Below are 17,676 nucleotides of genomic sequence, written 5' to 3'. Positions count from 1 at the left end.
AAAAAAAAATTATTTTTTTTCTGAAGTACTTTCTGTTGATTGTTCAGCAGTAGCTTCTTCTGTCTTAGGGGCTTCTTCTTTTGGAGCTTCTGCAGCTGGTGCTGCTTCTACTTTAGGAGCCTCTTCTTTTGGAGCTTCTGTTGGTGGTGCTACATTTTCTTCAGTAACTGTTTCAGGTTTTGCATCAACATCAATACCAATTTTTTTTCTGATTTTTTCTGCAATCCTTGCTGATTTACCTGTTCTATCTCTTAGATAGTATAATTTTGCTCTTCTTACTTTTCCTGATCTAATAACTTTAATTGAGTCAATTAGAGTTCCATAAAGTGGAAATGTTCTTTCAACACCTTCACCAAAAGAAATTTTTCTGACTGTGAAAGACGAGTTTAAATCTCTGCTTTTTTTTGCAATACAAACGCCTTCAAAATATTGAATTCTCTCTTTTTTTCCCTCTGTAATTCTAACACCTACTTTAACTACATCTCCAGGGTAGAATTCAGGTATCTTTTTTTCTGAAAGTATTTTTTTAACGTTATGTTGATTTATCTCTTCAATTGTTTTCATAGTTATATTTATCAAATTAATTCTTCTTATATTTTTCCCATAAATCTGGTCTTCGGACGCGTGTTATAGCCTCAGATTGAGATAAACGCCAGTGTTTAATTTTACTGTGATCTCCTGACAAAAGTACTTCTGGAACCGCTTTTTCCTCCCAAATTTGAGGTTTTGTGAACTGAGGATACTCTAATAATCCATTTTCAAAACTTTCGTTTACTGTAGAATTCTCATTTCCCAGAACACCGGGTAAAAGTCTCAAAATACTATCAATCACCACAAATGCTGCTGACTCTCCTCCTGATAAAATAAAGTCTCCAATACTAACTTCTTCTATATTTCTCGTGCTTAACACTCTTTCATCAACTCCTTCGAAGTGTCCACAAATTATCGAAACCGATTTTTCCTTTGATAGTTCTTTGGCATAATTTTGATCAAATTTTTTTCCTCTTGGAGATAAATATAATATTTTTTCTCCCTCATTTTTATTTTGATCTAATGATTTTGCTAATACATCAGCTTTCATCAACATTCCTGAACCACCTCCATAAGGAGTATCATCTACAGTTTTGTGTTTATCCTCAGCAGCATCTCTAATGTTTACTACTTTTAAATTCCAAATATTTTTAGACATTGCTTTTCCATATAGACCTTTAGACAAAGGACCAGGAAAAATATCTGGATAAAGTGTAAACACTTGAGCTTGCCACATAGATTATCTTTAGTTTATTTTTTTTCCTCAGCTGGAGCTGCTTCTGCTTTAGGAGCTTCTTCTTTAGGAGCTTCTGCTGCTGGAGCTTCTGCTGCTGGAGCTGCTTCTGCTTTAGGAGCTTCTTCTTTAGGAGCTTCTGCTGCTGGAGCTGCTTCTGCTGCTGGAGCTTTAGGAGCTTCTGCACCATCTTCCTCTTTTTTATTTCTTTCTTTCTTAGGGACAGCTTTATTTGGATTATTTCCAGCTGCTGGCATAGGGATTAAATCATTTTCACCTAAAATTCTTGCAACTCTTGTTGTTGGTTTAGCACCTTGACCTAGCCAATATTTAATTCTTTCAGCTTCAAGACCTACTCTTTCTTTTTTATCTTTAGGAAGTAGTGGGTTAAAAAAACCAACTTTTTCTATAAATCTTCCATCTCTTGGGAAACGACTGTCAGCTACAACAACTTTGTAAACTGGTCTCTTTTTAGAGCCTCCCCTTGATAATCTAAGTTTTAACATTTGTTCTCCTTATTTTATTATTTTAGTTTATTAAATAGCTCTGGTGGTATCCCTTGATCAGACATACCTTTCAGATTTCCTTTTGACATCTTTTTCATCATTTCAGACATCATTTTAAATTGCTTAAGCAATTTATTGATAGTGGCTGGATCTGTGCCAGAGCCATTAGCAATTCTTTTTTTTCTTGAACCATCAATTACTTTTGGATTTTCTCTCTCTTTTTTTGTCATTGATAAAATGATAGCTTCGTTTTTTGTTATAATACTTTCGTCAATCCCTGCTGAATCCATTTGAGATTTAATTTTAGATACTCCTGGCATAAAAGACATGATCCCCTCAATGCCTCCCATTTTTTTCATTTGTCTTAATTGAGAAAGGTAATCTTCCATAGAAAATTGACCCTTTTTTAAATTTTCTTCAGCTTTTTTAATGTTCTCTTCGCCTAAATCTTGAGCAGCTTTTTCTACAAGAGAAACAATGTCTCCCATTCCTAAAATTCTATTTGCTATTCTATCTGGATGAAATACCTCAAAATTTTCTATTTTTTCACCTATACCCAAAAATTTTATTGGAACATTTGATACATATTTCATACTCACTGCAGCTCCACCTCTGGCATCACCGTCAGCTCTAGTTAATATTATTCCAGATAAGTTAACTGTGTTTTTGAACTCTTTTGCAACTGAAGCAGCCACTTGACCTGTAAGAGAGTCCGCTACAAGAAAAGTTTCTGCTGGATTAATAATGCTCTCAATTTGTTTGATCTCGCTCATCATTTGTAAATCAATTTGAGTTCTCCCAGCTGTATCAAACAAAATTATATCTGCTCCATTTAGATTTGCTGCACTCATGGCTCTTTGGCAAATATCAGTTGGTTGTTGACCTTCAATAATTGGAAGTGTCAAAATATTATTCTGTTCACCTAAAGATCTAAGCTGTTCTTGTGCTGCTGGCCTATAAATGTCCAAACTGACCATCATCACTTTTTTCTTTTTATTATCTTCTAAATATTTAGCTAATTTTGCAGTAGAAGTTGTCTTACCCGAACCCTGCAAACCAACCATCATCATAGGAACTGGTGGTACAGCATTTAAATTTATGTCTGCATTGCTAGAACCTAGTAAGTTTACTAGCTCATCGTAGACAATTTTTACAACCATATCTCCAGGAGAAGTTGATCTTATAATTTCTTGTCCTAAAGCTTTAGGTTTTACGTTTTCAACAAATTCTTTTGCAACATCTAAAGAAACATCTGCCTCAAGTAATGCTTGTCTAATACTTCTCAAACCCTCATCTACCTGAGCTTCATTCAGAGAGGGTGCTTTTTTTAAAGAAGAAAAAATTTCTTCAAATTTATTTGTTAAATTTTCAAACATATATTTTTTTATTACGCATAGCAGTAACGCACTAGTGGGCGAACTCTCGCTGACTAGTGTCGATCTCTTTGTTTCCAAAGACACCGCAAAGTTAATGTTTTTGCGGAAACGGCAACAACCTATAATAGAGGTTCAAAAAGTCAATAAATAAGTTAAATATCTAATTATGAATATTAAAGCATTTAAAATGGACGGTTTAGGCAATGATTTTGTAATTATTGATAATAGAGAAAAAGTTACAAATCTTACCAAAGACCAAATAATTAAAATTTGTGACAGAAACTTTATAGGATGCGACCAACTTATATTAATTAATAAAGACCAAGATTACGATGCTTCAATAGAATTTTTTAACTCTGATGGCGGGGTTTCTGGTGCATGTGGAAATGGTACAAGGTGTGTGGCTGAGCTATTAGGAAAAGAAAAAAATAAAGACACGATTATTTTAACAACTTTATCTGGCCATTTAAAATCTCATATTTTAGGAGAAAAATTAGTATCTACTGAAATTGGTTTGGGCAGAACTAAATGGAATGAAATTCCATTATCTCAAGAATTAGAAACTAAAAACTTAAATATTAAAATTGTTGATTCAAATAATAATGAATTTTTTGGAGGAACGGCCGTCAATGTGGGAAATCCTCATATAATTTTTTTTGTGGAAGACAACGAACAATTCAAAATAGAAAAAGTTGGCCCAGAAATAGAAAACCACAAACTGTTTCCAGAAAAATGTAATGTCACAATAGCCACAATAGTAAACAAAGAGTTAATAAAGGTAAAAGTTTGGGAAAGAGGAGCTGGTTTGACAAAAGCATGTGGAACTGCAGCTTGTGCTACTGCCTTTGCTGCTAAGCAGGCAGGACTTGCTAGCGATAAAGTTAACATCGAATTTTCTACTGGAAGATTGACGATATCTATAGATGAAAACAATAGTATACACATGAAAGGTCCTGTTTCTGATATAAAAGAAATCGATATAGAAATTTAATGGGAATTTTCGAAAAATTTAAATCAGGATTTAAAAAAAGTGCTTCAGCTTTTACATCGGGCCTAAGAGATATAGTTGTCAAAAAAGAAATTGATGACAAAACTTTAGACAGAATTGAAGATTATTTAATTCAATCAGATGTTGGGGTAGCTTCTGCCTCAGAAATTAGAGAAATAATCTCAAAAACAAAAATAGATCCAAACAAAGATTTAACTGCTGAGATAAATAATATTCTTAAAGACTACATTATCTCAGTTATGAAACCTCTAGAAAATAATGAATTTTTTAAAAATAAAGAAAAACTTAATGCCATTTTAGTTTCTGGAGTTAACGGCGTTGGTAAAACAACAACTATTGGGAAAATTAGTAAAATATTAAAAGAAAATGGTAATAAAGTTATGTTGGCAGCATCAGATACATTTAGAGCTGCTGCTATAGAGCAATTAGAAAATTGGGCAAAAAAAATTAATGTTGAAATTACAAAATCTTCACAAGGATCTGATCCTGCATCTGTAGCTTATAAGGCAATAGAAACTTCTATATCAAACAATTTTAATCAAGTTTTAATTGATACTGCTGGAAGACTGCAAAATAAAAAAAACCTAATGGAAGAATATAAAAAAATAGCAAACGTTACAAAAAAAATAGATGAAAGTGCACCTCATGATGTGATTTTAGTTTTAGATGCAACTTCAGGTCAAAACGTTTTAAATCAAGTTGAAGAATTTAATAAAATTATCCCAATTACAGGCTTAGTGATGACAAAATTAGATGGAACAGCTAAGGGAGGAATACTTCTGGCTGTAGCCAAAAAGTATAAAATACCAATTATTGCACTTGGTTTAGGTGAAAAGGAAGATGATCTGCAAATTTTTGAAGCTAAAAAATTTGCTGATGCGTTTACACAAATTACTTAATTAAATTACTAGATATTAAAGGTTTATAGAAACTACATCTGTAATTATCCTTAAATTTGTAGTGTCCGCAGTCCTTTGCAATAGAGGAAATAATGAAATCAAACTTTCCATTAGTTGGATATAAATCTAATTTCTTTTCAACAATATCGTATTTGAAATTTACTTTTAAACTTTTAACAGCACTAATCATTACCAATGTTTTGTTATCCTTTAATAGATAATAAGCAAAATCATCTGGAAAAACTGGAAAATTATATTCCTTTAAAAAATTTTTTGCTTTTCTTGGAAACCATTCATAAGAAATCAATGGTGATGATACTTCTGTTTTATAATCATATATATAAAGATCTTTAGGGTAATCATTGATGTAATTACTTACTTCCCCTTTTGCTAATATAGCCTTTTCTCTTGGTTTAAAATACAAAGCAAAATTTTCATCATGCGAGTTCATTTGATCAATAAAAAATAAATTTTCAATTGAAGACAAATTTTCTTTAGAAAAAGAAGTTCCTGAAATAAGAAAAGTCAAAAAAATATAAATGAATAATTTCTTCATGATTAGAAATTAATTAGAATTTTTGGAATAAAATTGTTTTGATTGTGGCTTAATTTAAACTTTTTATAAATGAACCTAGTTGGAAAACCATATTATTATCAAATTCCATCATATGATCGTCATGTTTGGTAAAATAAGAGGACTTTGGATCATTTGCTAAATCAAACATCTTCTTTCCCATTGAAAAAGGAACAATTTGATCTTTTTCGCCATGCATAACTAAAACTGGAATATTAATATTTTTTATTTTTTCATCATTTTTATATTTATCTTTCAATATTAGAGAGACAGGAATGTATGGATAAAAATTCTTAGCTGCAGCAATCATTGAAGTGAAAGGTGTTTCTAAAATTAAACCAGCATATCTTTTATTTTGAGAAACTTCAGTTGCAATTCCTGTGCCAAGTGACTCTCCATAAATGATTAAATCACTGTCACTCAAACCTTTATTTTTAAGCCAGTTAATTGCACTTTTTCCATCCTCATATAAAGCATTTTCAGATGGTTTTCCTAAATTTCCACTAAATCCACGCCAAGCGATTATTAAAAAATTTACATCCATATTTTTAAAATGATTTAATTTATGAATTCTATTTTCTAGGCTTCCTGCATTTCCATGAAAATAAACAACAGTCTTAAATTTTTTCAAATCTTTTTCATGAAACCATCCTAAAAGGCTAATGTTATCTGCTGTTTGAATTTGAACTTTTTCTATTTCTACTTCTATTTTATCTCCTGAATAATTATTTTCCTGGGGATGATACATTAGATTTCTTTGAAATATAAAAAGATAAGCTAGTAAAATAAAATATATAACTAAGATCCAAAATATAATTTGCAAAATTAATTTCCTAGGTTTTGGTATCATAATTTTTCTTTGCTAAGTAAACTCCAACAAAAACAAGTGCAGTACCAATATAATGAAATGTTTCTAAATTTTCATCAAACAATATAAATCCGTAAATTGCTGCATAGATAGTAAATACATATAAGGTAAAGCCAGTAAGTGAAGCTCCTAAGCTTTCTTGAGCTTTAGTATATAAAGTAAATGCTATAATTCCTGGTGAAACGGCTGCAAATATAGTCCACAATAAAAAATCAGAATTAAATATAGTTTGTTCAAAATAAATTTCTTCCGCCAAATAAAATGGAAATAAACTTACTGCACCAAAAAACGATATCATAGAAAATCTAGTAAAAATCGATAATTGAGATTTCCAGTAAAATAAATAAATCGAATATAAGGCCCAGCCAATCGCAGCTGCTAACATCCATAAATCTCCAATGGTGAAATTTAAATTTAAAAGTAAATTTAAATCTCCTTTAATAATAATTGCTAAAACTCCAACTAAACACGAAATCAAACCAATAATTTTTAATAAATTAATTTTCTCTTTAAAAAATATTGCAGAAATTATAATTATAAAAATAGGAGATGAGGTATAAATAATTCCCATATTTGTAACAGTCGTTGTTTTACCTGCTAAAAAAGGAAAAGCCCCACAAACTCCACATCCCATTGCTCCTAGAAAAAATAATTTTGAATATTCATTTTTAATAACTTTGAAATTTTTTTTTAATGATGAATATGTGAAAGGTAAAAGAAGTAAAAATACAAACGTCCACCTCCAAAAAGCTAATGAAATTGGGGGCACAAACTCAACACCACCTCTAGCAACAATTAAATTAGATGCCATAAATATTGGTTGAATAAATAAAAGAGATAAAGCTAATAAATTTTTATTTTGACTAGACAATTGTATATTAAGAAAAATTATTTTTTATCGAAAAACGCTTCGTAAACCATCATAAAAATTGCTCCACCCATTAAAATATAAACAGGAAGAACATCAAAAAATCCAATCATCGATGATCTAGTCAACGTTGTTGCAAGTCCTACTAAAAAAGCAATTGCGAGAAGAGAACCTAAAAATGTTGTAAATTTTTGCATTTAATTATTACATTCCTTTTCTAACCAATTAGCAACACCTAAAAATCTTTGATCATCATATTTTGCGCCAATTAATTGTACACCTAAAGGTAAATTGTTTTCACCTTGAAGTATAGGTAATGATATACAAGGTGTACCTAAATAAGACCATACTTTATTAAATTCTGCCGTTCCTGTGCTTTTTAAACCTTTCAGTGCAACTCCAGGGCTAGATGGGGATAAAACTCCATGATAATCCTCAAAAACTTCCTTATAAGATTCATAACTTCTTTTCATAAAATCTATAGCTTCTGCATATTCTTTTGCAGAATGTTTGTTACCTTTTGAAATTGCATCTTGCATATACTTGGATAATTTTTTCTTATACTTTTTATAATAGAGTGAAAAATTATTAGCTAAATCTGTCTCATGAATTATTTGATGGTATTTATGAATATCTTTAAAGTACGAAGGAGTATCAAAAACTTCGATATTATTTTTGAATGATTTTATGAAGTAATCAAATGCTTCTCTTGATTTTTTTCCAAGAAGCTTCCAATGATCAGTTTTGTAAAAAATAAATTTAGGATCAAACAAAGGTCCTTTTTTTGTTTCTGCTAACATTTCATCACTAGAGTAATGAACTGTTGCTGTATCATAATTATCTTTTTTGATTAAAATTTTAGCAAGAAGAGCAACATCTTCTACCGATCTTCCAAAAACACCAATGTGATCTAATTTTTCAGAGGTTTTTAGAACACCATTTCTACTAATCAAACCATAACTAGGCTTATAACCAACAACTCCACAATAAGATGCAGGTCTTATAACTGAACCTCCTGTTTGAGATCCAATTGCAAGCGGAGCCATAAAAGAAGCTACTGCTGCTGCAGATCCACTAGATGATCCGCCTGGGGTTCTGGAATAATCATGAGGATTTGTAGTTTTTGAAGGACCTAAAAATGCCAATTCCGATGTTGCTGTTTTACCCATTATAATTGCTCCAGCAGATATTAATAGATCAACTATTTCAGCATTCTGAGAATATGATTTCCCTTTTCTTATTGATGTTCCACATTCTGTAGGCATATCGACAGTTCCAACAATATCTTTTACCGCAACAGGTATTCCATGAAGTGGACCGAGTGGTTTGCCTGATTTCCTATGTTCATCAGCTTCTGATGCCTTTTCTAATAAAAGTTTTTTATCTAAATGCGCCCATGCTTTTACGTCTTTTTCAAATTTATTTACTCTGTCTATATAAATTTTACATAACTCTACTGATGTAATTTGTGCTTCTTTAATTTTTACAGCAAGTTCTTCAACTTTTAATGAAAAAACATCTGTCATTTTCTTTTATTGTGCAAATAAAGTTTCCGGTAACCAAAGCGCTATTCCTGGGAACATATACATTAAAAACATCGCAAATATTACAATTGCTAAAAATGGCATTATTCCTCTGAATATATCCATAAGTTCAACATTAGATTTTTGAACTCCTTTTAAATAATAAGCCGACATAGCCATGGGTGGGGTTAAAAACGATGTTTGTAAATTTAAAGCAATTAACATTGCAAAGAAATATGGATTAACACCAAATACTTCTAACAAGGGTAAAAATATTGGAACAAAAATAATTAAAATTTCAGTCCATTCTAAAGGCCATCCTAGAAGAAAAATAATTATTTGAGTGATAATTAAAAACTGCCAAGTCGTAATATTTATAGAAGTAAAGAAGTGTTCAAAAACCTCGTGTCCTCCCAAATAAGAAAACACCGATGAAAAAGTCCAGGAACCAATAAACAGCCACATGATCATTGCAGTTGTTTTAGCTGTTAAAAAAACAGACTCTTTAAAGTTTTGCCATTTAAGTGTTTTATAAAACCAAGATAAAAGTATTGCCCCAAAAGCTCCTGCTGCAGCTGCTTCTGCTGGAGTTGCAATACCTGCCAAAATAGTACCTAATACAAGCATAATTAAACCAAACAGTGGAACGAAAGAAACCAAAACTTCTTTTAAAATTTCACCAGTTGGTGGAATATCTTCTTTTGGAGGTCTAGGTGCAATAGATGGATTTAACCATGCTCTAAATACTGCATATGCAATGTAAAGACCTGCTAAAAGTAGACCTGGAAATATTGCTGCTGCAAAAAGTCTTAATGGTGATAGTTGGGCTATTACTGAATAAACAATAAGCATGATACTCGGTGGAATTAAAATTCCTAAACATCCACCAGCGCAAATAATTCCTGACGCAAATTTTTTATCATAACCTGCTTTAACCATTGCAGGCCATGCTAACAGTCCCATCAAAGTTACAACAGCACCAATAATTCCTGTAGCTGTCGAAAATAATGTACACGTAATTAATGCAGCCACCGCCATTGAAGCTGGAAGTCTATGTGCGGCCAATCTAATTGCAAAAAATAGTTTAGCTACGATCCCTGCTCTTTCAACTAGATATCCCATGAATAAAAATAAAGGCACAGCCGTAAGAACGTTGTTGTCCATAACAGTATAAGTATTTTGAACAAACAATTGGAATATACGATTATCAAAAATGTGCTCCATCATTGTTGCATCGTAATAAGCAAAATATCCAAAGCCTATTCCCATAGCCATTAAAGTGAAAGCAATCGGGAAACCTAAAAGAACTGCAAACAAAAACATACCCATCATTAAAATTGCAATTTCTGGATTTGTTAAACTAAATAACATTTTTTTTGTCCTCTTCTTGAGCTGTTCTCATTAAAACTTGTTCTGTTTCTTCAGCAACGACCATTCGTGCTGGCCATTGTCCTGTTTGAATACATATAATAGATCTAAATACTTCACTGATGCCTTGAATAATTAATAAAACACCTGCAGCTGGTATCATCGATTTAACCATATAAATTTGGATTTGAGCTGGACTACTCCAACTAGTCTCTTTTATTTTCCAAGCAAGCGCAGCATATTCATATCCATAAAAAGCTAACGCGATCACACCTGGAAAAAAGAAAATAAAGTATAAAACTAAATCAATCCAAGCCTGAGTTTTTTGACTAAATAATCTGTAAATAACGTCACCTCTAACATGTGATTCTGTTGCTAAACAATATGCTCCTGACATCATTAAAATTGCACCATACATCTGCATACTAAAATCAAAGTTCCAAAGTGTAGGTGAATTAAAAACATAGGCCATAACTACTTCATAAACAGTTCCTCCCATTAAAACTACTATGCACCAAGAAAAAGCTTTCCCCATTGATGTGCTGAGAGTATCTGCAAATTGTATAAATGGCTTCATATCAAAGAAATATATTAAAATACGTGTAAAAAAAAGGGGGTTTTTCAACCCCCTTTTAAATTTATTTTAAAGTTAATTAGATTTTAACTTTTTCGATTGGACCAAACTCATTTTCATAAGCTAATTTGTAGTTCGGTTGATTCATCAACAGATACTTCATAGTTCTCTTAGCGTATGCTTTTTGTGAGTCTACTACTTTTTTGAAGAAAGCATCTTTAGCAGAAAACTCTCCTACAACTTTATCCCAACCTTTTAATTGTTCTGCTAGGATAGCATCAGACGTTTGGTAAACATTAACCTTATGCTCATTCATCAACTTAGCAAGGTCAGTTGAATATCTAACCAATGCTTTAAAGTAGTTATCTGAGTTTGCAGCATAAGCAGCATTTCTCAAGATAGCTTGATGTTCAGGTGAAAGGCTGTTTAGTCTCTTAGTGTTCATAGGAATTTCAAACATTTCCTGAGATTGGTGGAAACTTCCTAAGTGATAGTGTTTAGAGACGTCTTGCATTCCAAACTGTGAGTCTGATGTTGGGTTGTTAAACTCAGCAGCATCAATCAAACCAGTTTTCATTGCTGGTTGGATTTCACCACCTGGTAACTGTCTTACAACCATTCCCATAGCAGTTAAAACGTTAGTCGCTAGACCAACAGTTCTATACTTCATACCTTTAACATCAGATACTTTAGTTACGTTCTTTTTGAACCAACCAAAAGGCTGTGCAGGCATTGGCATATGGAAGAAACCTGTGTAATTAAATCCTACACTTTTTACAGCTTCTTCATATAATGCTCTTCCTCCACCATACTCCATCCATCCCATAACTTCTTGAGACGACATTCCGTATGAGGGACCTGTTCCAAAAAGAGATGCAGCAGGGTTTTTTCCGTACCAGTATGCTGTCACCCAGTGACCCATATCTACTACTCCAGAACTAACTGCTTGACCAATTTCAGAAGTTTTTACAACTGCTCCAACTGGTTGCACATCAATTTTTAATTTACCACCTGACATGTCACTAACCATTTTCGCATAGTCTGAAGCCATTTCGAAAAATATGTTAGCACCTGATGGCCAAGCAGCTTGCATTTTTAAAGTAACGTGACCGTCACCTAAAGCAATGTTTGGCATAGCCACTGCTGCTGCTGTTGCTGCACCAGTTGCTGCCGCTGCTTTGAAGAACTTTCTTCTTGAAGGAGTTTTAGAACTCTTCAAAGATTTCTTATTCTTAATCATTTATTCTCCTCTAGTTAATTAACTTGGCGAGCACTAAAACATATTTTCACATTAGAGTCTTTCTAAAAAGTGACCTAGAATGGGTTAGATAGGGTTTTTTTACAATTATAGGTAGAATTTAAAACTTAAATTAATTTATTATTTTCGTAAATACAGCACTTTTCAGCTGGAATATGAAGTTTAATTTTTTCACCTGAAATTTCGGTTTCTCTATTAACTTTGGATTTAATTTCAAAATTATCCATTCTCGCAGTAATCAATTTGTAATTACCAAAATCTTCAACCTTTTGAACATTCACATCAACAAGATTTTCACTTTGATTTTTTGCAATTTTAATAAACTCAGATCTAATTCCTAATTTTATATTTTTATTTTTTAAATTAGACAAATTTGTATTCGTTTTAATTATTGTATTATTTATTTTAACAGTATTTTCTGAAGTTGCTTCACTATCAAATAAATTCATAGCAGGTGAACCAATAAAGTAACCAACAAAAGTTGTATTAGGTCTTTCAAATAATTCTTTGGGCGAACCTGTTTGTACAACTTCTCCTTCGCTCATCACAATTATATTATCTGCAAATGTCATGGCTTCGTTTTGATCATGTGTTACATAAACTAACGTTGTTTTGTATTGTTCGTTTATTTCTTTTAGGTTTCTTCTTAATCTAAATTTTAGATCAGGATCAATAACAGTTAAAGGCTCATCCATTAAAACTGCAGCAACATCTTCTCGTACCAAACCTCTTCCTAAAGATATTAATTGTTTTTGATCTGCTGTTAATTTTCGCGCAAGAGAGTTTAAAAAAGATTTTAAATTTAAAGTTTCTGCAACAGAGTTGACTCTTTCATCTATTTTGGCTTTTGAAAAATCTCTGCACTTTAATGGAAAAGCAAGATTTTCAAAAACTGTCATGGTGTTATAAATTACTGGAAACTGAAAAACTTGAGCAATATTTCTTTCTTCTGTTTTTAAATCTGTAACATTCTTATCATCAAATAATATTTTTCCAGCTGATGGTCTTACCAATCCAGAAACAATATTTAACATCGTTGTTTTTCCACATCCAGAAGGACCTAAGATTGCATATCTATTTCCGTTCTCCCAAGTCATCGAAAATGGATTTAATGCATAAACTGGATTTGGATCATTTGGATTGTAAGAATGTGAGATATTACTTAAATCAATTTTAGCCATTGTTTCCTCCAAATGGTGAGGATGCTAATTTACCATCAGCAGCAAAGGCATAAGCTCTATCTATTTTAAAATCTATTTTAATCTTGTCATGAATTTTAAAATTCAAAACCTCTTCTATAGAAATAATAATTTTTATAGTTCCTCTTTTTAAATGGAGTAAAGTTTCAGAACCACTAATTTCAGCAAGCTCAACTTCAAATTCGTGACCATTTTCATTAAGTTCAATGTCTGAAGATCTTAAACCAATCTTTAATCCGCTATCTGTTAACTTTGATAAATGATTAGGCGCTTTAATTTCAATACCTTCAAATCTTATTTGCTCATTAGATATTTCTGCTTCAATAATATTCATAGGTGGGTCGTTAGAAATTTCAGCAACTTTTAAAGAACTTGGGTTCTCAAATATTTCTTTTGCTGGACCTACTTGCAGCACTTTCCCCTCATCTAGAACAATTACTTCTCCATTTAGTTCCATGGTCTCTCTTGGGTCTGTAGTAGAATAAATTAAAATAGTTTCATCAGCTAAACCCTTTGAAAACAAACTCTTAAATTCCTCTCTAAGCTGTTCTCTCAATTTGTAATCTAAATTAACTAAAGGTTCGTCTAGCAATAATATTTTAGCATTTTTAACTAATGATCTTGCTAGAGAGACACGTTGTTGCTGACCACCAGATAACTCCTGTATTTTTCTGTTTTCATAGCCAACTAACCCAACTGATTTTAAAGACTCCATTACTTTATTTTTGATTTCTTCATTATCGATTTTTCTTTGTCTTAGAGGAAAAGCAATATTTTCAAATACATTTAAATGAGGGTAATTAATAAATTGTTGATACACCATAGCTACATTTCTTTGCCAAACTGGAACCTTTAAAAAATCCTTACCATCAAATTCAATAGCACCGCTATCTGGAGTTAAAAGACCAGCTATAGTTTTTAGTAAAGTTGTTTTACCTGACAAAGTTCTTCCAAGAATTGTGTATAAATTCCCCTCTTTAAAATTAAAGGACACTTCATTTAAGTGATATTCTTCACTTGGTTTATAGGTTAAGTTGTTAGCAATTAAATTCATTATTTAATTGCTCCTGATAAGTTTCCTTTAGATAGATATCTCTCAACTATGAAGGCTACTATAATTAATGGTGCAACTGAAACCAGGGCAGATGCTGATAAGCTCCACCATGGAGTAACAGATGAGTTCAAAGCAACAATTTTTACTGGTAATAACTGTACTTCTGTGAAAGTTAAAATGAATGCAAAGAAAAAGTCTATCCATCCAAAAATAATACAAAACATACCAGCAACAATTAATCCTGGTATTGAGTTTGGTAGCACCACTTTTAAGAAAGCTTGATAAGGATTACATCCATCAATCAAAGCTGTTTCATCAATCTCTCTTGGAACTTTATTAAAGAAATCAACCATAATCCAAACTGCAATAGGCATCAGTAAAACAATATAAACTACAATCAATCCTACGAGGCTATCTAATAAATTAATTGAACTTAGAAATAAGAAAAATGGAATTGACAAAACAATTGGCGGCATAATTCTTTGAGAAATAAAGAAAAATGTAATGTCATTATTTTTTACAAAACCTGCTTTAAAGGTGTATCTGGATAAAGCATAAGCTGACAATGTGCCAAGAATTATACTAATTAAACTTGCAGTACAGGTTACAAATAAACTATTGAAATAAGGTTCTACTATATCAACTCCACCTTTAGCTGGAGATTTTATCAAAACTTTCCAACCCTCTAAATTAGGTTCAAAATCTACCCATGGTATATACGTAACTCCCCCATTTACAGATTGAAAATCTTTAAACGATGTAGTTAAGGCCCAAAGAAAAGGAGCAACAACAAAAACTGCCCAAAAGACAATAAAAAAATATTTTAAAAATGTATAAAGCTTGCTCATAATTTATTCTTTTAAAAGTAATTTAGTTAAAACCTTTGCAATAATTGTTAAACTTATGATCATAATAATTAAGTAAGTAAAAGACATCGAAGCTGCGTATCCCATTTGAAACTCTCTCAATCCCTTAATAAAAATATAAAAACTTGATGTTTCTGTTGAGGTACCTGGACCTCCTGATGTTAGGACATATACCGTATCCATAATTTTAGATGCCTCAATTAATCTTATAATTATTGCCCCAATTGATATAGGTGCCATTAGCGGAAAAGTTACATAAATAAACTTTCTAACTGGACTAGCTCCATCAATTGCAGCAGCTAAAAATGGTTCTTTAGGTAATGACAATAAACCTGCTAATAAAAGTAGAAACATAAACGGTGTCCACTGCCAAACCTCAACTATAATTACTGTAAATTTAGCTAAAGCTGGGTCTGTTAACCATTTCGGAGATAAACCAAAATTAGATAAAATATCATTAACAGGTCCTAAAGACTCATGAAAAAAAGTTCTCCAAATAACAGTCATAATTACTGGAGTTGTCATCATTGGAACTAAAAATAATACTCTAAAAAATCTTTTAAATTTGATGTCTTTCCAAACCATATGTGCAAGAGCAAATCCAATTACATACTGGAGAATTACTGTTGTAACAGATAAAAAACTTAATCTAAAAAAAGATTCCCAAAATCTTGGGTCGTCTGTAAATAGACGGATATAGTTTTCTATACCTATAAAATCTAAACCTGGATTATAACTATTCCATCCAGATAAACTTAATCTAACAACAAAAATAATTGGAAAGATTAAAATTCCAATCAACACAAATAGACCTGGAAACAGAAAGAAATATTTATGCTTAAAGTTCATTTGTAAAATTGGATTATATTATGTTTTTTATATGTGGCCATTTTAATAAACGGCCACATAAATTAAGTATTATTATAGTTGGTTATCTTCCATTTTAACACCAACAGCGTAGGCATCTCTTACTGCTTTTTTACCTACTCTGCTTACAATTGCTTCCCACTCTTTAGCAACTTCGTCTAATGCTTCTTGAGGAGACAATTGTCCTGCTAAAGCTTTAGAAGTTCCTGTAGCAACAGCACTTGTAAACTCAAATACACCTGGAACTCTTAGAGGGAAAACTCTATTTTGACTTTTCTCCATATCTAAAAGTGTTTGAGTGTAACTGTTAGCGATCTCTGGATCCCAACCCATACTATTAATGTAAATATTAGGGTCGAAGTCAGAGTTTTTGAAAGGGTTAACACCAAATCTACCAATTGCTAAGTCAGCTTGGTGGTTTGCTCCATTTGAGAAGAAGCAAAGATAATCAAACGCCATATCTTTTACTTTACTTTTCTTAGCAACACCAACTGCCCAACCCCAAACAATGTAAGGAGCTTGGTTGTATTGGTTTTCCCAGCTATTTGAAACTCTGTTCCAAACTTTGTTAGCACCTGGAAGAGGAGCTGCACCTACTTTATTTTTAATAGGGCTATCATCCTGCATCGCTGCAATAAACGCATCATCCCATGAAAAACTAAATAAAGTTTGTCCACCACCAAATGATCCAATTTCGTCACCTAGACCAAAGTTAGTTCCCCCTGGAGGAACATATTTAGTAGCTTCAACCCAATCAGTTAAAGCTTCAACGAAACCTGGATTATTAATGTTTGGTTTCATAGTTTCTAAATCAAAAAAGAAACCACCTGGGGTTCTTGGATTTTTAGCATATGCAACTGATCTGCTGAAAAAAGCTGCGAACATTAAGTCGTCTTTTTTCATAACTTCAGCTGAACCATATTCTAACTCACCATCTCCATCCCAGTCCCAACCATTAAAGAATTTTGCCATCTCAGCATATTCTTTCCAAGTTGTTGGAACTTTTAGATCTTTTCCTGTTTCTGCTTTATATTTTTTTTGCATTTCAGGATTATCAATGACGTCTTTTCTATATTTTAGATAGTGTCTGTCACCATCAACTGGATACTGGTACATAGTTCCATCCCAAGATGATACACCCATATGAGATTTAGTTACGTCTTTCATCTCTGTTGAGTTCATATACTTCTTAGGAACTGGTGCTAAATATCTTTTCCAGTCATTGATAAAGTTAGAAAATCCAAACACAATATCGTAAGGTGCTTGTCCAGCTTGAAAAGGAACCATTGCTTTAGAATACAAATCACCCGCTGGTGTATGAGTAACTTCAACTTTAGCTCCAGTTAATTTTTCAAACTGTTCAGCATGAAGAGCTGTTGGCTCTCCCATTACTGGAATTGCGTGAGTATTTATTTTAAGAGTTTTTCCTTTGTAATTTTTCTTAGACATTTCCTCATAAGAACAATCACCTGGAATATCTCCTGTTGCTTTGATATGTGGGAATTGATCACTCCACTTATCAGCATATGCCATAGGGCTAAATATCATCATACTTGATATTACAGCCGTTAAGCAGGTTTTTATTATTTTCATTATCACCTCT

19 protein-coding genes are annotated in these 17,676 nt (G+C 32.1%); 2 read left to right on the top strand and 17 right to left on the bottom strand.

The window, feature by feature from the left end; all coding sequences use genetic code 11:
• Window positions 1-9: 9 nt before the first annotated feature.
• The 4 genes from rplS to ffh are packed head-to-tail and all read right to left on the bottom strand — an operon-like array spanning window position 10 to window position 3,146.
• Window positions 10-564 (bottom strand): 50S ribosomal protein L19, encoded by a 555-nt coding sequence (gene rplS / locus ACTTBE_RS06200; RefSeq protein ID WP_262589909.1) that lies wholly within the window; start codon window positions 562-564, stop codon window positions 10-12.
• A 16-nt stretch (window positions 565-580) separates the two neighbouring features.
• Window positions 581-1,267 (bottom strand): tRNA (guanosine(37)-N1)-methyltransferase TrmD, encoded by a 687-nt coding sequence (trmD, locus tag ACTTBE_RS06195; RefSeq protein WP_075506095.1) that lies wholly within the window; start codon window positions 1,265-1,267, stop codon window positions 581-583.
• Between the two features lie 14 nt (window positions 1,268-1,281).
• Entirely contained in the window at window positions 1,282-1,770 is a 489-nt protein-coding gene (gene rpsP, locus ACTTBE_RS06190) for a 30S ribosomal protein S16 (protein ID WP_440677606.1), read from the bottom strand.
• Between the two features lie 17 nt (window positions 1,771-1,787).
• Entirely contained in the window at window positions 1,788-3,146 is a 1,359-nt protein-coding gene (ffh, locus tag ACTTBE_RS06185) for a signal recognition particle protein (RefSeq protein ID WP_262589911.1), read from the bottom strand.
• 166 nt (window positions 3,147-3,312) lie between these two features.
• Here ffh and dapF point away from each other — a divergent pair, with 166 nt between their 5' ends.
• Together dapF and ftsY are read left to right on the top strand one after the other, a co-directional pair.
• Window positions 3,313-4,137 (top strand): diaminopimelate epimerase, encoded by an 825-nt coding sequence (gene dapF / locus ACTTBE_RS06180; RefSeq protein WP_440648350.1) that lies wholly within the window; start codon window positions 3,313-3,315, stop codon window positions 4,135-4,137.
• Entirely contained in the window at window positions 4,137-5,054 is a 918-nt protein-coding gene (gene ftsY / locus ACTTBE_RS06175) for a signal recognition particle-docking protein FtsY (RefSeq protein ID WP_440677605.1), read from the top strand. The genes dapF and ftsY overlap by 1 nt, the downstream gene beginning before the upstream one ends.
• On the opposite strand, the gene ACTTBE_RS06170 is transcribed toward ftsY, so the two are convergent.
• The 13 genes from ACTTBE_RS06170 to ACTTBE_RS06110 all read right to left on the bottom strand — a co-directional run bounded on the left by ACTTBE_RS06170 (window position 5,047) and on the right by ACTTBE_RS06110 (window position 17,666).
• On the bottom strand, window positions 5,047-5,610 hold the full coding sequence (locus tag ACTTBE_RS06170; RefSeq protein WP_440613676.1) for a hypothetical protein: 564 nt from the start codon (window positions 5,608-5,610) through the stop codon (window positions 5,047-5,049). The genes ftsY and ACTTBE_RS06170 overlap by 8 nt on opposite strands.
• A 49-nt stretch (window positions 5,611-5,659) precedes the next feature.
• Window positions 5,660-6,376: an alpha/beta hydrolase gene (locus tag ACTTBE_RS06165; RefSeq protein WP_440648354.1), complete on the bottom strand. Its 717-nt coding sequence runs from the start codon at window positions 6,374-6,376 to the stop codon at window positions 5,660-5,662.
• Window positions 6,377-6,461: 85 nt separating this feature from the next.
• Window positions 6,462-7,367 carry a DMT family transporter gene (locus tag ACTTBE_RS06160; RefSeq protein WP_440648356.1) on the bottom strand — a complete coding sequence of 302 codons (906 nt, stop codon included), beginning with the start codon at window positions 7,365-7,367 and terminating at the stop codon, window positions 6,462-6,464.
• A 17-nt stretch (window positions 7,368-7,384) separates the two neighbouring features.
• Window positions 7,385-7,561 carry a hypothetical protein gene (locus tag ACTTBE_RS06155; RefSeq protein ID WP_179850415.1) on the bottom strand — a complete coding sequence of 59 codons (177 nt, stop codon included), beginning with the start codon at window positions 7,559-7,561 and terminating at the stop codon, window positions 7,385-7,387.
• Window positions 7,562-8,890, bottom strand: a complete 1,329-nt coding sequence (locus ACTTBE_RS06150) for an amidase (RefSeq protein WP_440648358.1) — start codon at window positions 8,888-8,890, stop codon at window positions 7,562-7,564.
• A gap of 6 nt (window positions 8,891-8,896) precedes the next feature.
• On the bottom strand, window positions 8,897-10,258 hold the full coding sequence (locus tag ACTTBE_RS06145) for a TRAP transporter large permease (RefSeq protein ID WP_262589918.1): 1,362 nt from the start codon (window positions 10,256-10,258) through the stop codon (window positions 8,897-8,899).
• Window positions 10,248-10,832, bottom strand: coding sequence for a TRAP transporter small permease subunit (locus ACTTBE_RS06140; protein WP_440648360.1), 585 nt, complete (start codon window positions 10,830-10,832; stop codon window positions 10,248-10,250). Before ACTTBE_RS06140 ends, ACTTBE_RS06145 begins: the two co-directional genes overlap by 11 nt.
• A 76-nt stretch (window positions 10,833-10,908) precedes the next feature.
• Window positions 10,909-12,069, bottom strand: a complete 1,161-nt coding sequence (locus tag ACTTBE_RS06135) for a TRAP transporter substrate-binding protein (RefSeq protein ID WP_262589921.1) — start codon at window positions 12,067-12,069, stop codon at window positions 10,909-10,911.
• Window positions 12,070-12,194: 125 nt separating this feature from the next.
• Window positions 12,195-13,268, bottom strand: coding sequence for an ABC transporter ATP-binding protein (locus ACTTBE_RS06130; protein WP_440677604.1), 1,074 nt, complete (start codon window positions 13,266-13,268; stop codon window positions 12,195-12,197).
• Window positions 13,261-14,340 carry an ABC transporter ATP-binding protein gene (locus ACTTBE_RS06125; RefSeq protein WP_440650846.1) on the bottom strand — a complete coding sequence of 360 codons (1,080 nt, stop codon included), beginning with the start codon at window positions 14,338-14,340 and terminating at the stop codon, window positions 13,261-13,263. The genes ACTTBE_RS06130 and ACTTBE_RS06125 overlap by 8 nt, the downstream gene beginning before the upstream one ends.
• Complete coding sequence (locus ACTTBE_RS06120) at window positions 14,340-15,188, bottom strand: carbohydrate ABC transporter permease (RefSeq protein WP_075505838.1); 849 nt, start codon at window positions 15,186-15,188, stop codon at window positions 14,340-14,342. The genes ACTTBE_RS06125 and ACTTBE_RS06120 overlap by 1 nt, the downstream gene beginning before the upstream one ends.
• 3 nt (window positions 15,189-15,191) lie before the next feature.
• Window positions 15,192-16,055: a carbohydrate ABC transporter permease gene (locus tag ACTTBE_RS06115; RefSeq protein ID WP_075505839.1), complete on the bottom strand. Its 864-nt coding sequence runs from the start codon at window positions 16,053-16,055 to the stop codon at window positions 15,192-15,194.
• A gap of 72 nt (window positions 16,056-16,127) precedes the next feature.
• Window positions 16,128-17,666: an extracellular solute-binding protein gene (locus tag ACTTBE_RS06110; RefSeq protein ID WP_440635396.1), complete on the bottom strand. Its 1,539-nt coding sequence runs from the start codon at window positions 17,664-17,666 to the stop codon at window positions 16,128-16,130.
• Window positions 17,667-17,676: the final 10 nt, after the last annotated feature.

It is taken from the genome of Candidatus Pelagibacter sp. HIMB1587 (genome assembly GCF_052047775.1).
Taxonomy (GTDB): domain Bacteria; phylum Pseudomonadota; class Alphaproteobacteria; order Pelagibacterales; family Pelagibacteraceae; genus Pelagibacter.
Note: the sequence above shows the minus strand (reverse complement) of the source record. Positions and strands in the feature narration are given on the sequence as shown.